Below are 16,371 nucleotides of genomic sequence, written 5' to 3'. Positions count from 1 at the left end.
TATCGCTGGCCTCGTAACCTCGGTGAGCTCCTACAGTCCTATGGTTGCCTCGCGACAGCGCGGTTCTCAGAACTCCTCGACAACATGAAACCCGAGGAAATCACCCCTCACATCCGGATGCCGGTCGTTGCGATTGCCGGAGCGGGAAAAGATCGGTGCTTCGCCCCAATCATTACCGCGCATTTGTCGGGTGATGCAGCCGGGTTCGTCCCACACACTGCCGTCGGTCGGTGCGCCGTTGTAGTCGCCGTGCCAACAGTCTGCGGTCCATTCGTAGACGTTGCCGTGCATGTCGTATACCCCGAAAGCATTCGGCGGATAACTGCCTACCGGCGCGGTGTAGGTATAGCCGTCCTTGGGGCCGTAAGTGTTGGCGTTGCGACTGATCTGATAGTCGCCGCCCGGGTCCATCTCGAACGGGAAAGGCCCGGTACTGCCTGCGCGTGCGGCGTACTCGCGTTCGGCTTCGGAAATCATGCGGTAATGCTTGCCGGTTTTTTTCGATAACCAGGCGGCATAGTCCTGCACATCGAACCAGCTGACGCACACCGCTGGCTGCCGAGGCCCCTGTTTGTACCGGGGTTTGCTGGCCACGCATTCACGGCCCGGTCGAGTATCTCCGTCGGCAATTTTCACCCCGGTTTCACGAACGTAGGCATCGAGTTCGCCCGCCGTGATGTGAAAGCGGCTGATGGCGAAAGGCTTGGCGAAGGTCACCGTGTGCTGCGGGCCTTCGTCACCCTGACGGCCGACTTCATCCTCCGGTGTGCCCATGACGAAACTGCCTGCAGGCAGCACGACCATTTCCGGGCAGACCTTTTCACAGCCTCGGTAGACGGTGCCCGGAGCCGGGATTGTCGGCGCGGCAGGGGCAGCCTGGATGGCTGTGGCCAGTCCGCACAGCAGCAGCGTGACGGGCAAATGACGAAGAGTGGTTCGAAGCATGTGAGGTTCTCGCTTGTGTGCAGAGGGCGGTGTCATAGCTGTCTGGCCAGTACGTTCATGGCCCGGTCGACTTCCTGTTCGGTGTTGAGCAAACCGGGTGCCATGCGCACCACCGGGCCGACGTCACGATTCACGGCGTCGACGATGATGCGATTGGCGGTCAGCGCGGCAGCGACCTTGTCGACGTCCTGACCCTTGACCCTGAAGAAGGTGAAACCGGCCGAATAGTCAGGGCTCAATGGCGTCACCAGTTCGATTGCGCGGTGTTCCGTCAGCCGTTGCTTGAGGTAGCTGTTGAGTTCATGAATACGCGACTGCACCGCCGCTTTGCCCAGTTGCAGATGCAGTTCGAACGCCTTGCCCAGCGCCCAGCGATGCTCGAAGGCGTGGTAGCCACCGGGGGTCATGATGGTGGCGAAGTCCTGCTCTTCAGAGAATGTGGCGATGGTCGGGATCAGGTTGTCCATGCTCGTTGACGCGGCGCAGATGATCCCGGTACCGCGTGGACCGAACATCCATTTATGAGTGCCCGCGATGAAGTAGTCGCAGGCCAGGTCGCTGAATTGGATGTCTTCAACGCCAAAACCATGCACGCCGTCGACCACATAAATGATTTTGTCTGGCTCGTCACGCTGGCTGTTGATTTCCTGCACCAGCTTGCCGATTTCGCCAACGGGCAGTTTCACGCCGCTGCCGGACTGCACCCAGGTCATGCCCAGCACGCGGGTTTTCGGCAGAATGCTTTTCGACAAGACACCCAAAACCTCATCGGTGGAAACCGTGTGCGGGTCCTTGAACAGGCGCACCGTGCGCACCTGAGTGCCTTCGCGTTCGCTGCGAAAACGCAGGCTGCGCCGGGTGGAGTAATGTTCGTGCTCGCTGACCAGAATCTCCTTGTCAGCGGCCACCCGCAGCCCGCCGTAGATCATGCCCAGCCCTTCGGTGGTGCTGCCGGTCAGGGCGATTTGTCGCGGTTGGACCTGAAGATAACGAGCTGCCCATTCGCGCACTTCAGCTTCGCGCTTCCATTCGATCTGACTCTCCCAATCGACCCACTTGGCCGGGTTGCGATTGATCTCGGCGCGGTAGTAATCAATCGCTTCCTGAACCGGCTTGGGGTGTGAAGTCACCAGGAAGTTGGAGAAGTGCGCGTAGTCCGGATCCAGGTTGAACAGTTGGCGAAAGCTGCCCCATTTATCGGAAGCAGCGGCTGGATCGGCTTTGGGTACGGCGGCATCAGCCGCCGCTACCAGCGATCCCGCCAGCGGCAGACTGGCAGCCAGCACACCGGCGTGTTTCAGGAAGGTACGGCGATCAGACATGACAGCACTCAATGCGAATTCGACGGGGAGGTGGCGGCCACCGGGCGCGCAGCATCCTGAGTCTGTTGCCAGACGCGCAGGAAATTGCCGCCCCACAGCTTGGCGATGTCGGCCTCCGAATAACCGCGTTGCAGCAGTTCTGCGGTGACATTGCGAATTTCGCTGACGTCCTTCCAGCCCTTCACACCACCGCCGTCATTGAAGTCCGAACTGATGCCGACGTGATCGACACCGATCTTGCGCACGGTGTAATCGATGGCATCCGCGAATTCCTTGAGGCCCGCTTTCGGCTCTTCTTCGAGGATGGCGTACAGCGCGCTGGCGTACTCACCGAAACGCTGTTCTGGCCAGGCGGCGATGATCGGATCGCCCGGCATCAGCGCCACATTCAGGTTGGGCAGCGGCGGCAGGTCGAAACGGGCGCGCAGGGTGTTGAGTTTGTCCTGAGTCGGCTGGCTGAGCGGACGCAGGTAGGCCGGGAAAGCGACAATTTGCACCACACCGCCACTTTTCTTGATCAATTGCAGTTCGTGGTCGCTGAGGTTCCGGGTGATGTCGACCATGGCTCTGGGGGCCGAATGCGAGGCCACCATGGGCGTACGACTGAGTTGCGCGACTTGCTCAAGGGCTTTGGTGGACATCTGTGATACGTCGATGATCACGCCCAGCTCATTCAGGCGCTTGACCGCCTGACGTCCTAGCTCCGAAAGCCCTCCAAGGGCGTCGGGTGAGTCATTGAAAAATGGCAGCGGCCTGGATGAATCCGCCCAGTCATTGTTGCCGACGTAGCTGAAGCCGAACATGCGCATGCCGCGTGCTGTCCACAGGTCCAGTTGATTCAGATCGTGGCCCAGCGGGTACGCGTTGAGCATGCTGATGAAGATCGCAAACTTGCCTTCGCCGTGCAGGCGCCGGAAATCATCGGGGGTGTAGGCGATGGCGACCTGATTGGGGAAGTCCCGGACGATACCGGTAATGATCTTGTAGCGGATTTCCTGCTGCTTGCGCGCCTCGTCGACAAAGCCTGGAGTAGGGTGGTGCGGCGCGTTGGGGCCGTTCCACATTTCCGGCCAGCCAAACACCGTTAGCGCCGCGCCAGACAATCGGCCACGTGCAGCCTTGGCCAGGTCGAATTGTCGCCTGCCGTCTTTGTCTGCTTCATTGCCTTGCGTGCCGAAGTCCATCGGCACGGTGATGTGACTGTCGAAAGACAGAATACGGTCTTGCAGTTCAGTGGCCTGTTTCATGATCGCCCGCGGATAGTGAACACCGTCGTCGATGAAATACTTCCAGCCTGCGAACCCAGCGCCAGCAAGCACCGCCAGGCTCAAGGGCAGGGCGATGAACCAGGTCTTCTTCGAGCGTTTGATCGTCATTGCCGTCCCAGCATGGTTGGAGATTGGCTATTTGCTGTTCGGATAACGAGTCGGTTATCTCTAAATTTAGGTGCGGGTTTTATGCAATGGCTTGGAATGCTATGCCTGTGGGAGCCGGGCTTGCCCGCGATAAGAACGACGCGATCCAAGATGAGCGCGTCCAGCCTTATCGCGAGCAAGCTCAGCTCCCACAGGGAATGCGATCTCCCGCTTAAATTTCCCGCGTGACACCTCGTTACTAGCTGGACAAGCCCGCTTCAGGGCTGGCACAGGTAGGGCGATGACGATTTCTCGGCGCGGTTTCATGGCGGGGCTGGCATTGACCGGGGCAGCGGTCCCGGCGGTTTATTACGCTCATCGAGAGTGGAAGAAACCGGAGTTCCCCGTGACCCCCGGCGAGGCGACGGTGGACCTGCCGGAGACGGCCGGGCGGCAACTGGCGGACAAGCTGCGGGGTGTCTGGCAGATTCGATTCGTGGAGGGTGACAGCGCAATCGACGGCTTGCCTCGCGAGGGGCTGGAGCTGTTTCTTGATGTCGCCCAACGCGGTCGCGGTCTGCGCGGTTATCTGGACACCGCGCAAAACCTGCGCAATAACAGCATCGAGCCACGCTATCAGGTGATCGGCGAACTGGTGCAAGCCGACGGCGGAAAACTCAGCTGGCGGATGACACGTTCGGACTCCGTTTCGGGCGATCCCGAATATGAGTGTCTGGTGGTGCTGGATGAAGTCTGGGCCGGGTTCGGCAATGCAGGCCGGGGGACGCTCAACGTAAAATTGCTGCGCCTGGATCAACCGCTGGCGCTGCCTGCGACGAACAAAGGTTTTGTCGCCCTCAAGCAACTGTTTCCCGAGGCCCGCGAGCGCATTGCGCTGCATCCAGACCTTTTGGCCAGCATGGTCAGTGCGGAGCACCGTCTGTTCCACCAGTTGTGGCACGCCTCGCGAGACAAGTGGCACAAGCTGTCCGAAGACAAACGTAATGCGTTACGCGGCCTCGGCTGGCAACCCGGCCCGCGTGAACAGGAGCGTGACGCCCGTGGCGAGAAAAAAGATCGCAACGGTTCTGGCATCGATTTTTTCTTCATGCACCGGCACATGCTGGGTGAGGCGCGCAAATTTCAGGACCTGCCGTCGTGGCGGCGCTTTCCTCTGACTCAGCCGGATGTTGAGCGTGACCGAGCCGGGTTCGCCGCATATTTCGATAATCATGACGGCTCGTCCGTCCCGCCGACCTGGCTGGCGGGCGATGATGCTGAATACACCCAGTGGGTCAGCGATATCAAGAATGCCGAGGCTTATCACAGCAACTTCGAGGTATGGGAATCCCGCTACCGTGATCCTCGTTATTTGTCGCAACTGACCCTCGGGCAGTTTGGTTCCGAGATGGAGTTGGGGCTGCATGACTGGTTACACATGCGTTGGGCGACGGTGCCGCGCGATCCATCGAATGGCGGGCCAGTGCCAATGGGCAGGAATCAGGCGGATTTTGCGTCGCGCTGGTTCGAGCCGGAAAATGACTTTCTGGGCGATCCATTTTCTTCTCATGTCAATCCGGTGTTCTGGCGTTTCCATGGCTGGATCGATGACCGCATCGAAGACTGGTTCCGGGCACACGAGCGCTTTCATCCGGGGGTAGTGCAGCGGATGCAGGTCAAAGGCGTGCATTGGTTCGCGCCGGGTCGCTACGTTGAAGTGGCTGATCCATGGCTGGGCCCAAGCACCCATGGCTGCAGCACCACGCCGGGTCTGATACCGGGCAAAACCGTGGAAATGGACCCGGAAGTGATGAAGCTCGCTTTGCGCATCACCTTTGGTGAAGACAAGTCCATCAGCGATCTGCTGCGCCGAGTGCCGCAACGGCCTTGGTATGCGCGGCATCTGAAGTTGGGAGGAGGTTAACTGCGACGGTTCCTGGCACCGGTGTTTTGCGTAGGACTGGCTTTAGCCGGAAGGGCAGTATCTCTGGCGATGTAAAGCCAGTTACGGGGTCTATGTGGGAGCTGGGCTTGCCCGCGATAGGGCTAGACGCGATCTAAAGTGAACCGCGTCCAGTCCTATCGCGAGCAAGCTCAGCTCCCACATGCATTCCAATTCAGAGTCGGCAGTGTATCTATTGCAACGCGTCCGTTTTCCACCCACCCCCCAAGGCTTTATAGAGCGCCACACTCGCTTGCAGGCGCGACAAGCGTAACTGGACGTTGAGGTTCTGCGCTTCATAAAGCGTGCGTTGGGTTTGCAGCACGGTGAGCAGGTCTTCCGCGCCTGCTCGATAGCGGGTTTCGGCGATGTCAAAAGCGCGCTGGGCCTGATGAAGTTCTTCGTGCTGCCAGCGGTGCTGCTGGTCGAGGCCGTCGATGCTGTTCAGGGCTTTTTCTACGTCAGCGAAAGCGTTGATGATCGCGCCGCGGTAATTCTCCAGTAACTCCTGCTGTTTGGCGACGCTCTTGTCGCGCTCGGCCCTTAGCCTCCCGTTGTTGAAGATCGGTGCCACGAGTCCGCTGGTGAGGTTGTAAAACGGATTCTGCAGCATGTCATGGGCCTTGTCGGCACCCGAGCCGAGTGTCGCGGTCAGGGTGACTTTGGGCAGCATCGCTGCCCGAGCCACCTGAACATCCGCTTGCGCCGCCGACAATCGCGCTTCAGCTGCAGCGATGTCGGGCCGTCTGCCGAGCAGTTCACTCGGCACGCCAGCACCAATGTCCGGACTGGTCAAACGTTCGAATTCGGCGTCCAGTGCGCGCAGGTTCTGGACCGGTTGCCCGAGCAGAGTCGCCAGACTGATCAGTGCTTCCTGAGCCTGTTGTTTGAGCAAGGGCAGTTGGCGTTGTTGAGTCGCCACCAGGCTTTTCTGCTGGGCGAGCTCAAGAGCCGTAGCCGATCCCGATTGGTAGCGCGTCTGCACCAGTTGCATAACCCGCTCGGCATTGGCCAGATTAAGTTCGGCGATGCTCGCTTGAGCGCGCAAGGCCAGCGCTTGCAGATAAGTGTTGGCGACACCGCTGAGCAACGTCAGCTCCACGGTCGAGCGGTCGAATTCACTGGCCCGCAAGCTGTTCTCGGCACTGTTCACGGCAGCCTGCTTGCCGCCCCAGAAGTCCACCTCGTAACTGGCGACCAGTGTGGTGTCGAAGTACTCCGCATTGCGGTCGTATTTATCCACATCCAGTTGCCGGTAGCCCTCACCGCTGATCAGGCTTTGCCGGTTATTGGTGAGGTTGCCGTTGAGCTCCGGCAACAGTGGCGCTCCGGCGATGACTGCTGAGGCCTGAGCCTGACGCACTCTGGCCATGGCGGCAGCCAGGTCGTAGCTGCCTGCGCGTGCCTGAGTGATCAGCGTGTCCAGTTCCGGGCTGCTGAAGTGCTGCCACCAGAGTCGGTTGTCTGCCTGATCCGCGATATGCGCGGCTTGCTGCCAGGCAGCAGGAGCTGCAATACCGCTGTCTGGAGGTGTCGGGTTTTGGCTGCATGCCGCCAGGGCAAGGCACATGGTCAGCAGACTCAGGACGGGTTTCATTGATCGCTCATTCACTGGTAAGGGCCGTCACCGGGTCGAGACGCGCAGCCTTGCGCGCAGGCATGAAGCCGAACAGCACTCCGGTCACCAGGGCGCAGCCGAAAGCGCCGATCACGGCCGATACAGAAAACGCCACCGCGACCTTGCTCAGCAGCAATGCGCCACCGAGCAGCAGGGCCAGGGCAATACCGGTCAGCCCGCCCACCACTGAAAGCATCACGGCTTCAGTGAGGAACTGACGCAATATGTCCCGCTGACGAGCACCGGTGGCCATGCGGATGCCAATTTCCCGGGTGCGTTCGCGAACGGTCATGAGCATGATGTTCATCACGCCGATACCGCCCACCAGCAGCGAGATGGCTGCAATCGAGCCCAGCATCAGCGACAACGTGTTCTGGGTCCGGGCCTCTGCCTGGATCATCGCGGCGTTGTTAGTCAGTTCGTAATCGCGGGTGCCGTTGTGCAGCTTGAGCATCAGTTCATCGATCGCCTGCTCGGTTTCCTTGACCTTGCGGGCGTCCGCCGCAGCGATCACGACATATTCCGGATCGCGATTGCCAAACAGCCGGACGCTGGCAGAGGAGTAGGGGATCATGACCCGCATGTCGCTGTCCTGCTCGCCAGAACTGGCACCTTTGGCGGCGAGCACCCCGATCACCTGAAAAGGCACGTTTTCGATCAGGATGAAGCGGCCCAGTGGGTCGACCTCGCCAAAGAATTTCTCACGGACCTTTTCGCCAATCACAGCGACAGGGGCGGCACTCGTTTCATCGGCGTCGGTGAAGTAACTGCCCTGAACCACCGGCCAATTGAAAATGCCCGAAAACGAAGTATTACTGCCGCCGACGTATACCCGCTGGTTGACACTGCCAAAGCGTACGCTTGCCTTGCCGCCGTTGACCGGCATGACCCGTGTTACCTGAGGCAGGGTAGCAAGTGCGGCAACGTCAGCGAGGCTAATAATGCCAGGGGCTGCGCGGGGTGTGGCGGCTGTACCGTTGAGATAAATGATGTTCGAGCCAAACGCGCCCATTTGCGCCATGACCTGTCGCTTGCTGCCTTCACCCACCGCGAGCATAACCACCACCGATGCAACGCCGATAATGATGCCCAGCAGGGTCAGGGCCGTACGGAAACGGTTGATCCACATGACTCGCCATGCGGCCTGAATCGAGTCGATCAACTCACCTTTCCAGGCATCACTCGGGCTACTTCCGTCGCTCAGCCGTTGACGCAGATCAATCGCCTGCAAAGCGCCATTGACCGGGCCTTGCTGAGCGGGTTCGGCGTTAGCGGTGTCGCTGATGATCAGGCCGTCGCGAATCTCGATCACGCGCTTTGCGCGGTCCGCCACTTCCCGGTCATGGGTGATCAATATGACCACATGACCCTGCTGCGCCAGTTCGTCCAGCAGCAGCATGACCTCTGCACCACTGTGGCTGTCGAGGGCGCCAGTCGGTTCGTCGGCGAGAATAATATGACCGCCATTCATCAAAGCGCGGGCGATAGACACCCGTTGCTGTTGACCGCCGGATAACTGATGAGGGCGGTTGCCGGTGCGACTGGCAAGGCCCAGACGCTCGAGCAGTGCGGCAGCACGGATGTGGCGTTCGGCAGCAGGAAGCCCGGCATAAATAGCCGGCATCTCGACGTTCTCCTGGGCGGAACTGGACGGAATCAGGTGATAACCCTGAAACACAAAGCCAAACGCTTCGCGCCTTAGCCACGCCAACTCGTCGCTGCTCAGCGATGCCACAGCCTGACCGGCGAATAGATAATTGCCTGACGTCGGACGATCAAGGCAGCCCAGAATATTCATCAGCGTCGACTTGCCTGAGCCGGAAGTGCCGACAATGGCAACAAACTCGCCAGGATGAATCGACAGGTTGATGCCGCGCAGTACATCCACTGTTGGCGTGTCCCCGCCGCCATAGGTTTTGCAGATATCTTGCAGGTCAATCAGCGGCGTTTGCATTCAGCCTCCCGTCCCTGCAGCGGGGCCGATCAGCAACCGATCACCTTCAGAGAGCCCGTCCAGTACCTGTACTCGCAGCCGGTCACTGAGGCCGGTGCGTATCTCGCGACGCTGGATGTCGCCGTTGCGGGCGACAACCTGAACGGTCGGGCGTTGCTGGTTATCACGGTGCAGTGCCGCCACGGGAACAGTCAGGACATTTTCTGCACGCCCTGCGACGAAGAATACCTGCGTGGTCATTTCCGCCATGAGTGCATGGTCAGGGTTCTCGACGTCGAGCAGTACGGTGTAGAGCACCACCCGGCCGCCACCAGGATTGGCGCTCGCCGGGCTGCCGCCGCCCTGACTGATCTGATCGAGAGGCTTGGGCGGAATCGGCAAAACCTGCCTCACCGTACTGTTCCAGCGTCGGGTGCCGCCGCTGAGGGTAGTGAACCATGCAGTCATGCCCGGTTCGACGTGGCCAATATCCGCTTCGGACACCTCGGCCCATACGGTCATCGGCGACAGCTTGGCAATGCGCAGGATCAGTGGCGTCTGCTGCTGGGCATTGAGGGTCTGGCCGACTCTCGCGTCAAGCGCTACCACCGTGCCGGACATCGGCGCATAAATCCGGGTGTAACCCAGCTCGGCTTCGTCGCTGCGTAAACTTGCCTGAGCCTGGGCGATCTGTGCCCTGAACATATCGATGCGCGCTTGAGTGGCGTGCAATTCGGCCTGGGCGGTTTGTACATCCTCCTCACGGGTCGCGCCGCCAGCGGCCAGGCTTTGCTGGCGATGGAATTTCTGCCGCGCCAACTCATGTTGCGCACGCTGCTCTTGTAATTGAGCTTTGAGGTTGTCGATGGAGTAGCGCGCCGCGTCGAGTCTGGCCGTTTGGGTGGACGGGTCTATCTCCACCAGCAATTGGCCTTTCTGAACCTCGTCGCCGATTTCGACATGGATCGTACGAATTTGCCCGGAGGCCTGAGCGCCCACATCGACATAGCGCCTGGGTTGTAACGTGCCCAAGGCCGTAACGCTGCTTTCGATATCGCCACGGGTCACTTGAACGGTGGCCAGTTTATCCTGACCGTCGGGCAGTACTTGCCAGGCAGCCAGAGCAACCATGGGGATCAGACACAGCGCTATCAACACAGCGCGTCGGGTGCTTCGCAGACGTTTCATGCAGGGTTCCGGCCAATGGGATCGGCCCGTCGTTCCACACTGTGTTCAAAGTGGATGCTGCCGTAATAAGCGGCAGAAACGGGGAACTGCCCAATAGACGAGAAAACCGCTCAGGAAATTAAGCAGCACGGATCGCGGAGGCGGGGGCGGTTACACAATATTTGTACATTTATTACACACTTTGCTTTAAATCTAGATGAGAATTGTTATAGATTGCGCTCGCGTTCAAAGTGCCATTATTGCTCGTCCGTTGTTGGCAGGGGCGCAGCGGTGATCATGCTCATGGAGAGGTGCCGCCACCCGGCGGGCCAGAGGTGATATTGGAAAACTACTATCGTGAGCTCGTGTCCTTCCTAAACGCCCGGCTGGGTAATCGCCAGGCGGCGGAAGATATCGTCCACGATACCTACCTGCGAGTACTTGAGCGCTCCAGCACCACGCCGATCGAGCAGCCCCGGGCATTTCTGTATCGCACTGCATTGAATCTGGTCATCGATGGTCATCGGCGCAATGTGTTGCGCCAGACCGAGTCGCTGGAGGTCCTCGAGAATGAAGAGTGCTACTTCAGCCCGTCGCCACAGGTGAGTATCGATACCGGTCAGCGGCTGGACATGGTGCAACGCGCGTTGGCCGAGTTGCCTGCGCTCTGTCGCGAGAGCTTTATGCTGCGCAAGCTTGAAGGGCTGTCGCACCCGGAGATAGCCGAGCGGCTGGGTATTTCCCATAGTCTGGTCGAGAAGCACATTGTTAATGCGATGAAGCATTGTCGGGTGCGGATGAAGCAGTGGGAGGGTTTTTAGTTCTTCGTGGATTTTTGTACCTATCCATTGTTGCGGTAACGGCTGATATTGGTTGCGCTTTTACAGCGCGTCACTTTTGAAGCCCAAAAGTAAGCAAAAGGCTCTTGCCCCACCACTCGGCACCTCGCTGTTGCTCGGCATGCCCGTAATCCGACATTGCTGCGTGGGGCCGCCGCCACCGGCCATCCATGGCCTGAGGCGGCTAAACCGGCATCCCTGCCGCCCCTTCATTTAACAAGAGCCCCCACGCAGCAATATCGAATTCCGGCCGGCGTGGTTTAACGGGGCGCCTCAGATCAAAATCAAAAGCGCGGCGGCCTTAGAGCCGACCTGGTTTGTGAACTTACCGATTTTCTGTAGGAGCTGCCGAAGGCTGCGAAGCGGTGTCTCAAACAATGCCTGTGTTGGCTGTGCTGACGCCTCGCGAACAAGTTCGCTCCTACCGGTCCGAGGTGAAACCGCTGCTTTTGATTTTAAGCGCCCCGTTAAACCACGCTGGCCGAACGCAGATTCTGAAGCGTGGGTAAACCGGCAAGGATGCCGGGTTAGCCGCATTGGGCCATGGATGGCCCGTTGCGGCGGCCCACGGTTCAGGATCTGCGTGCGGGTACACCGAGCGCCAGCGAGGTGCCGAGTGGTGGGGCAAGAGCCTTTTGCTTACTTTTGGGCCCAAAAGTGAGGCGCTGTAAAAGCGCAACCAATACCAGCCGTTACCACGAAAACGGATATGTACACGAAATGCACTGGACTAAGATGAGGTACCAGCCAGTCCGATCGCCCCTCAGACCTGAACCCCAACTGAACATCCCACGCTCTTGCCAAGAAAACCTTTGGATACCTGAACTTATCTGCATTTTCTCCCTCTCATGCCGGTAGCCATTGATCGCGGCACCCTGATAAGCTCGCGGCTTTACTCGTTTGCCCTATTGGCGCATGAACAAGGAATCAGAATGAAACAGCATCGGTTGGCAGCGGCGATTGCCCTGGTCGGTCTGGTACTCGCAGGTTGTGATAAGCAAGCCAGCACTGTTGAGCTGAAAACCCCGGCACAAAAAGCGTCCTACGGCATCGGCCTGAACATGGGCAAAAGCCTGGCTCAGGAAGGCATGGACGATCTGGACTCCAAAGCAGTAGCCCTGGGCATCGAAGATGCCGTCGGCAAGAAAGACCAGAAGCTCAAGGACGAAGAATTGGTTGAAGCCTTCGCAGCGCTGCAAAAGCGTGCCGAAGAGCGTATGGCCAAAATGAGCGAAGAGTCGGCAGCTGCCGGCAAGAAATTTCTCGAAGAAAACGGCAAGAAGGCTGGTGTAGTGACTACCGCTTCGGGCCTGCAGTACGAAATCGTCAAGAAAGCCGACGGCCCTCAGCCTAAGCCAACTGATGTAGTGACCGTTCACTACGAAGGCAAGCTGACTGACGGCAAGGTTTTCGACAGCTCTGTTGAGCGTGGCAGCCCGATCGATCTGCCGGTTAGCGGCGTGATCCCGGGTTGGGTTGAAGGTCTGCAACTGATGCACGTTGGCGAGAAGATCAAGCTCTACATCCCGAGCGATCTGGCTTACGGCGCACAGAGCCCTAGCCCGACAATCCCGGCCAACTCGGTTCTGGTATTCGATCTGGAACTGCTGGGCATCAAGGACCCTGCAGCTGCAGGCGCACCTGACGCTGAAGAAGAGCCAGCGGCACCCGCTTCCAAGTAAGCGACGCACTGGCTTGAACAACAACGCCCCGTTTCGACGGGGCGTTGTCGTTTCTGGTCGAACGGATTCGGATGAGCGCAGTCGGAGTAACATAGCCGACAACAGAGCTGAGTACCTTGTCGGACGATCCAACATTTTTGTGACAGTGGCTGTGGGTAACTTCTGAACAGCCTCAAGTCAACGATTTTTATGGCTTTTTTTATGTGACTAAAAAACGCCCGATTTGACTCCGGACCACGTAAAACGCGGGTTACGGGCTGAAAAAAGGGCTCTGTTCACAAGGTTATCCACAAGTTGTGTGGATAACCTTTTTGAGTATCAGGCACCGGCATCTGTAGGCGCGGTGTTTATCGGCACCAAACTTGGCTCAACGGGAGTGGACATGAAAGCACCCTGGAATTTGCTCCGATATTTACCCATGGCGCGGCGGCTGATCGCTGCTGGACGCTTGCCGGGTTTGTTATTCGCGGTGGCGCGCAAAGGTTCGGCTGAAGGTAGCCGTCTGGGCAAAATAAAAGACGACCTGCGCTTGTTGCAGGCGTTATGCCTGGCTTACTGGCGCGGCGAATACCGAGCCATCAGCCCCAAGGCAATTCTGTCTATCGTGGCGGGGCTGATGTACTTCTTGAGCCCGCTCGACGCGGTCCCTGACTGGATTCCCGGCATCGGTATGCTCGACGACATCGCCGTGCTGGCTTGGGTCATGAAAAGTCTGGATGCCGAACTGGAGGCATTCCGTCAGTGGCGCGCGCGTCAATCGCCGGAAAAGTTAATCGTGGTCGAGCGTCTGCCTGCCACCGCCGCATTGCTGGAGCAGGAAAAAGCCAAGTAACGGCGTGATCGGCTGTTTTAGCCGTCCCTGATGCCGGGGAAAAGGATTCAGGATAGGCAAGCAGCACCGGACCGCTGTTAAGATGCCAGCATGGGAATAAACTTACTCGATTTGTGTAGTTTTCCTACATGGGGGTTGTATGGATCTGCAGGTTATTTCTCGGAATGGGGAGCCGGAGTACGCAGTTCTGCCGTGGGCTCAGTATCAGGCTTTGCTGAAGGCGGCCGGTCTTTCCCCTCAGTCAGCGGCTGAACCCGCGCCAGTGTCGACCGCGGCGGTTGCCGATCCTGCTGAATTGCCCGGTCTTGATCAACTCGCCGCGCTACGCGCTGCCAAGGGTCTGGAACTCTCGCAACTGGCGAGAACCGTTGGCATCAGCCCGTCGTATCTGGAAATGATCGAGAGCGGCGAGCGCAAACCGGACGCCGCAATTCTTCGCAGTCTGGCTTGGGAAATGGGTGTGACGGGCTGGCGAGGTGAGGCATGAGTGTGCGCATCAGCCGTCAGCATTGGGACGGGCTGCTGGCAGAACTGGACCAGGCGCGTCGTCAGCGTCACCTGTTGACCTATCGGGCATTGCTGGAACGTCTGCAATTGCCAAGTCCGGCCATGCAGACCCTGACAGCCGCACTGGAACACCTCGCGGCTATGGATGCCAAAGCAGAGCAGCCTTTGCGTAGTTCACTCGTGATCAGCCAGGGTGCCAGCCGTTTACCGCGTACCGGGTTTTTCGAATGTGCTGAGCGTCTAGGGCGATTTTCAGGGCCCTCCGACGGCGTTGCTGCGGCGTCCTGGCATGCGTCGGAAGTGGTTCGGGTGTTTGAGTTCAGTTATCCCGAATAACGTTCAGATCGATGCCCCGGTTTGCAAAAGCTGCCGAAGGCTGCGAATTGCGTATCGCAGGAATAATGATTTCGCAGCCTGCGGCAGCTCCTGCAGAAAATCATGTTTCTGCCAGTTGGTCCTTGATTGCCAACCCCAACTCCCGCGTATCAATCACATGCACACTCGCGCCAATAATGTCTTTGGCATGATGCTTGGCCTCTGACGCCAGTTCGGCCAACTGGCTTGCATCGAGTTCGTTGCAGGATTCGCTGTGCAAGTGGATCACGCCAATGGACAACGACAGCAGGGGGAATTCCTGGCGCTGTCCTTGGCGATTGGAAGCGATGAAGCAGCCTGCTTCCAGATGCTCGGCGCGATAAAAGCGGCGGCACTGATTCTGAAAGTCTTCCAGCAGTAAATTCAAACGCTTCTGCCAGTCTTCGGAGCCGAGCACCATCAGGAAATCGTCGCCACCGATATGGCCGACGAAGTCCTGGCTTGGGTCGATGCGGTCATTCAGGCACTGCGCCAGGCACAGCAAGACTTCGTCGCCCCGGCCATAGCCATAGATATCGTTGAAGGGTTTGAAGCTGTCGATGTCCACGTAGCAGATCATCGACTCGCGCCCTTGTTGCAGCAAACGCGTCAGGCATTGCTGGATCGGAACGTTACCCGGCAGTAGCGTTAGAGGGTTGGCATAGCGGGCCTGCTGGATCTTCAGTTCAGTGATCAGCTTGAGGACATCGATCACCCGTCCAAGCCCCAGATAGCTGCCGTTCAAGGTGATGATGAAGTCTTCTTCGATACGTTGCCGGGCACGGCTGGTCAGCAATCGGCTGACTTTCTGCAGGGACTGGTTTAACTCCACGGCAAGGAAGTCGTCGCTCATCAGGCGGCTGATCGGCTTGCGGGCGAACAGTTCGGTGCCAAAGGGTTTGAGTAGCACTTCAGACAACGAATGCCGATGCACGATGCCGCACGGTCGACCCTGGTCATCCAGTACAGCCATTGAGTTCAGCGCCGCCTGCTTGCGAAAGGCTTCGAGCACTGACGCGGTCGGAGTGCTTTGCTCTACGGCCGGTTGCTCGTTGAGCAAAGCGCTCAGGTCGCTGCCTTCGTCGGTCAGGGATGGCGTCGCCAGAGCGTCCAGTTTTGGCAGCAGCTTGCGGGCGTCGCGGGGCGGTTGTTCCTGCGGGCGGCAAAGCAGATAGCCCTGTACCAGATCTACACCCATTTCGCTGAGTACCGCGAGTTCTTCCGGCAACTCGATACCTTCGGCGATGACTGAGGCTCGTGACGCTTTGGCCATTTGCAGCATCGAACCGACGAACTCACGTTTGACGGCATCCTGATGAATGCCGTCGATGAAGTGTCGGTCGATCTTCACGTATTCGGGCCGTAACTCTGACCATAAGCGCAGGCTGGAGTAACCAGCGCCGAGATCATCCATGGCGATGGAAAAGCCCATGTCACGATAGTGATGCAGCGCGGTATACAGCAGCTGGAAATCTTCCGTCGGGGTTTGCTCGGTCAGCTCGATCACCACCTTGTTAGGCGCGATGCCATAGCGTTGCAGCAGCTCCAGTGTTCTCCCGGGCGGATGCGTGGGCTCCAGCAGGGATTCCGGCGAGATATTGAGAAACAGCATGCCTTCCAGCTGTTGTTCGCTGAATCGGCGACAGGCACTTTCCCGACAGGCCATTTCCAGCTCGCTCAGGCGCCCGGCATGGCGTGCCACGGCGAACAGGTTGATCGGGGAGTGCAGGGTGCTGTTGGAGGGGCCACGCGTCAGCGCTTCATAACCCAGAATCCGCCGCTCGCTCAGTGACACAATCGGCTGGAACAGGCTGTGCAGATCGCTGTGAGCGAGAATCGAGCTCAGTGCGCTCAGCTGTTCTGTCATGGTCATGG

Annotated in this window: 13 protein-coding genes; 6 read left to right on the top strand and 7 right to left on the bottom strand. The window is 58.9% G+C overall.

Going from position 1 to position 16,371, the window contains the following annotated elements:
* Positions 1-66 precede the first annotated feature (66 nt).
* From ABRP31_RS19595 to pvdM, 3 genes are read right to left on the bottom strand one after another with little or no spacing between them, the layout of a single operon-like run.
* Positions 67-945: a formylglycine-generating enzyme family protein gene (locus ABRP31_RS19595; protein WP_349972053.1), complete on the bottom strand. Its 879-nt coding sequence runs from the start codon at positions 943-945 to the stop codon at positions 67-69.
* A gap of 32 nt (positions 946-977) precedes the next feature.
* On the bottom strand, positions 978-2,267 hold the full coding sequence (locus ABRP31_RS19590; RefSeq protein WP_349972054.1) for an aminotransferase class V-fold PLP-dependent enzyme: 1,290 nt from the start codon (positions 2,265-2,267) through the stop codon (positions 978-980).
* Between the two features lie 8 nt (positions 2,268-2,275).
* Positions 2,276-3,643: a pyoverdine-tailoring dipeptidase-like protein PvdM gene (gene pvdM, locus ABRP31_RS19585; RefSeq protein WP_349972055.1), complete on the bottom strand. Its 1,368-nt coding sequence runs from the start codon at positions 3,641-3,643 to the stop codon at positions 2,276-2,278.
* A gap of 280 nt (positions 3,644-3,923) precedes the next feature.
* Between pvdM and ABRP31_RS19580 the strand changes: the two genes are divergently transcribed.
* Positions 3,924-5,546 (top strand): PvdJ/PvdD/PvdP-like protein, encoded by a 1,623-nt coding sequence (locus ABRP31_RS19580; RefSeq protein WP_349972056.1) that lies wholly within the window; start codon positions 3,924-3,926, stop codon positions 5,544-5,546.
* A 211-nt stretch (positions 5,547-5,757) separates the two neighbouring features.
* On the opposite strand, the gene ABRP31_RS19575 is transcribed toward ABRP31_RS19580, so the two are convergent.
* The 3 genes from ABRP31_RS19575 to ABRP31_RS19565 are packed head-to-tail and all read right to left on the bottom strand — an operon-like array spanning position 5,758 to position 10,303.
* On the bottom strand, positions 5,758-7,161 hold the full coding sequence (locus tag ABRP31_RS19575) for an efflux transporter outer membrane subunit (protein WP_349972057.1): 1,404 nt from the start codon (positions 7,159-7,161) through the stop codon (positions 5,758-5,760).
* Positions 7,162-7,168: 7 nt separating this feature from the next.
* Positions 7,169-9,136, bottom strand: coding sequence for a MacB family efflux pump subunit (locus ABRP31_RS19570; protein ID WP_349972058.1), 1,968 nt, complete (start codon positions 9,134-9,136; stop codon positions 7,169-7,171).
* Positions 9,137-10,303 (bottom strand): efflux RND transporter periplasmic adaptor subunit, encoded by a 1,167-nt coding sequence (locus ABRP31_RS19565; RefSeq protein WP_349972059.1) that lies wholly within the window; start codon positions 10,301-10,303, stop codon positions 9,137-9,139. It lies immediately after the preceding gene.
* Positions 10,304-10,620: 317 nt separating this feature from the next.
* Here ABRP31_RS19565 and ABRP31_RS19560 point away from each other — a divergent pair, with 317 nt between their 5' ends.
* The 5 genes from ABRP31_RS19560 (at position 10,621) to ABRP31_RS19540 (ending at position 14,478) form a co-directional block, all read left to right on the top strand.
* Entirely contained in the window at positions 10,621-11,103 is a 483-nt protein-coding gene (locus ABRP31_RS19560) for a sigma-70 family RNA polymerase sigma factor (RefSeq protein ID WP_349972088.1), read from the top strand.
* Positions 11,104-12,053: 950 nt separating this feature from the next.
* Positions 12,054-12,803: an FKBP-type peptidyl-prolyl cis-trans isomerase gene (locus ABRP31_RS19555; RefSeq protein ID WP_087265420.1), complete on the top strand. Its 750-nt coding sequence runs from the start codon at positions 12,054-12,056 to the stop codon at positions 12,801-12,803.
* A 382-nt stretch (positions 12,804-13,185) separates the two neighbouring features.
* Positions 13,186-13,635 (top strand): YkvA family protein, encoded by a 450-nt coding sequence (locus ABRP31_RS19550; protein WP_087265421.1) that lies wholly within the window; start codon positions 13,186-13,188, stop codon positions 13,633-13,635.
* A gap of 139 nt (positions 13,636-13,774) precedes the next feature.
* On the top strand, positions 13,775-14,122 hold the full coding sequence (locus ABRP31_RS19545; protein ID WP_349972060.1) for a helix-turn-helix transcriptional regulator: 348 nt from the start codon (positions 13,775-13,777) through the stop codon (positions 14,120-14,122).
* On the top strand, positions 14,119-14,478 hold the full coding sequence (locus ABRP31_RS19540) for a hypothetical protein (RefSeq protein WP_158099102.1): 360 nt from the start codon (positions 14,119-14,121) through the stop codon (positions 14,476-14,478). The genes ABRP31_RS19545 and ABRP31_RS19540 overlap by 4 nt, the downstream gene beginning before the upstream one ends.
* A 100-nt stretch (positions 14,479-14,578) precedes the next feature.
* Here ABRP31_RS19540 and ABRP31_RS19535 read toward each other — a convergent pair whose 3' ends face one another.
* Positions 14,579-16,369, bottom strand: a complete 1,791-nt coding sequence (locus tag ABRP31_RS19535; RefSeq protein WP_349972061.1) for a bifunctional diguanylate cyclase/phosphodiesterase — start codon at positions 16,367-16,369, stop codon at positions 14,579-14,581.
* Positions 16,370-16,371: the final 2 nt, after the last annotated feature.

It is taken from the genome of Pseudomonas caspiana, assembly GCF_040224095.2.
Taxonomy (GTDB): Bacteria; Pseudomonadota; Gammaproteobacteria; order Pseudomonadales; family Pseudomonadaceae; genus Aquipseudomonas; species Aquipseudomonas caspiana.
Note: the sequence above shows the minus strand (reverse complement) of the source record. Positions and strands in the feature narration are given on the sequence as shown.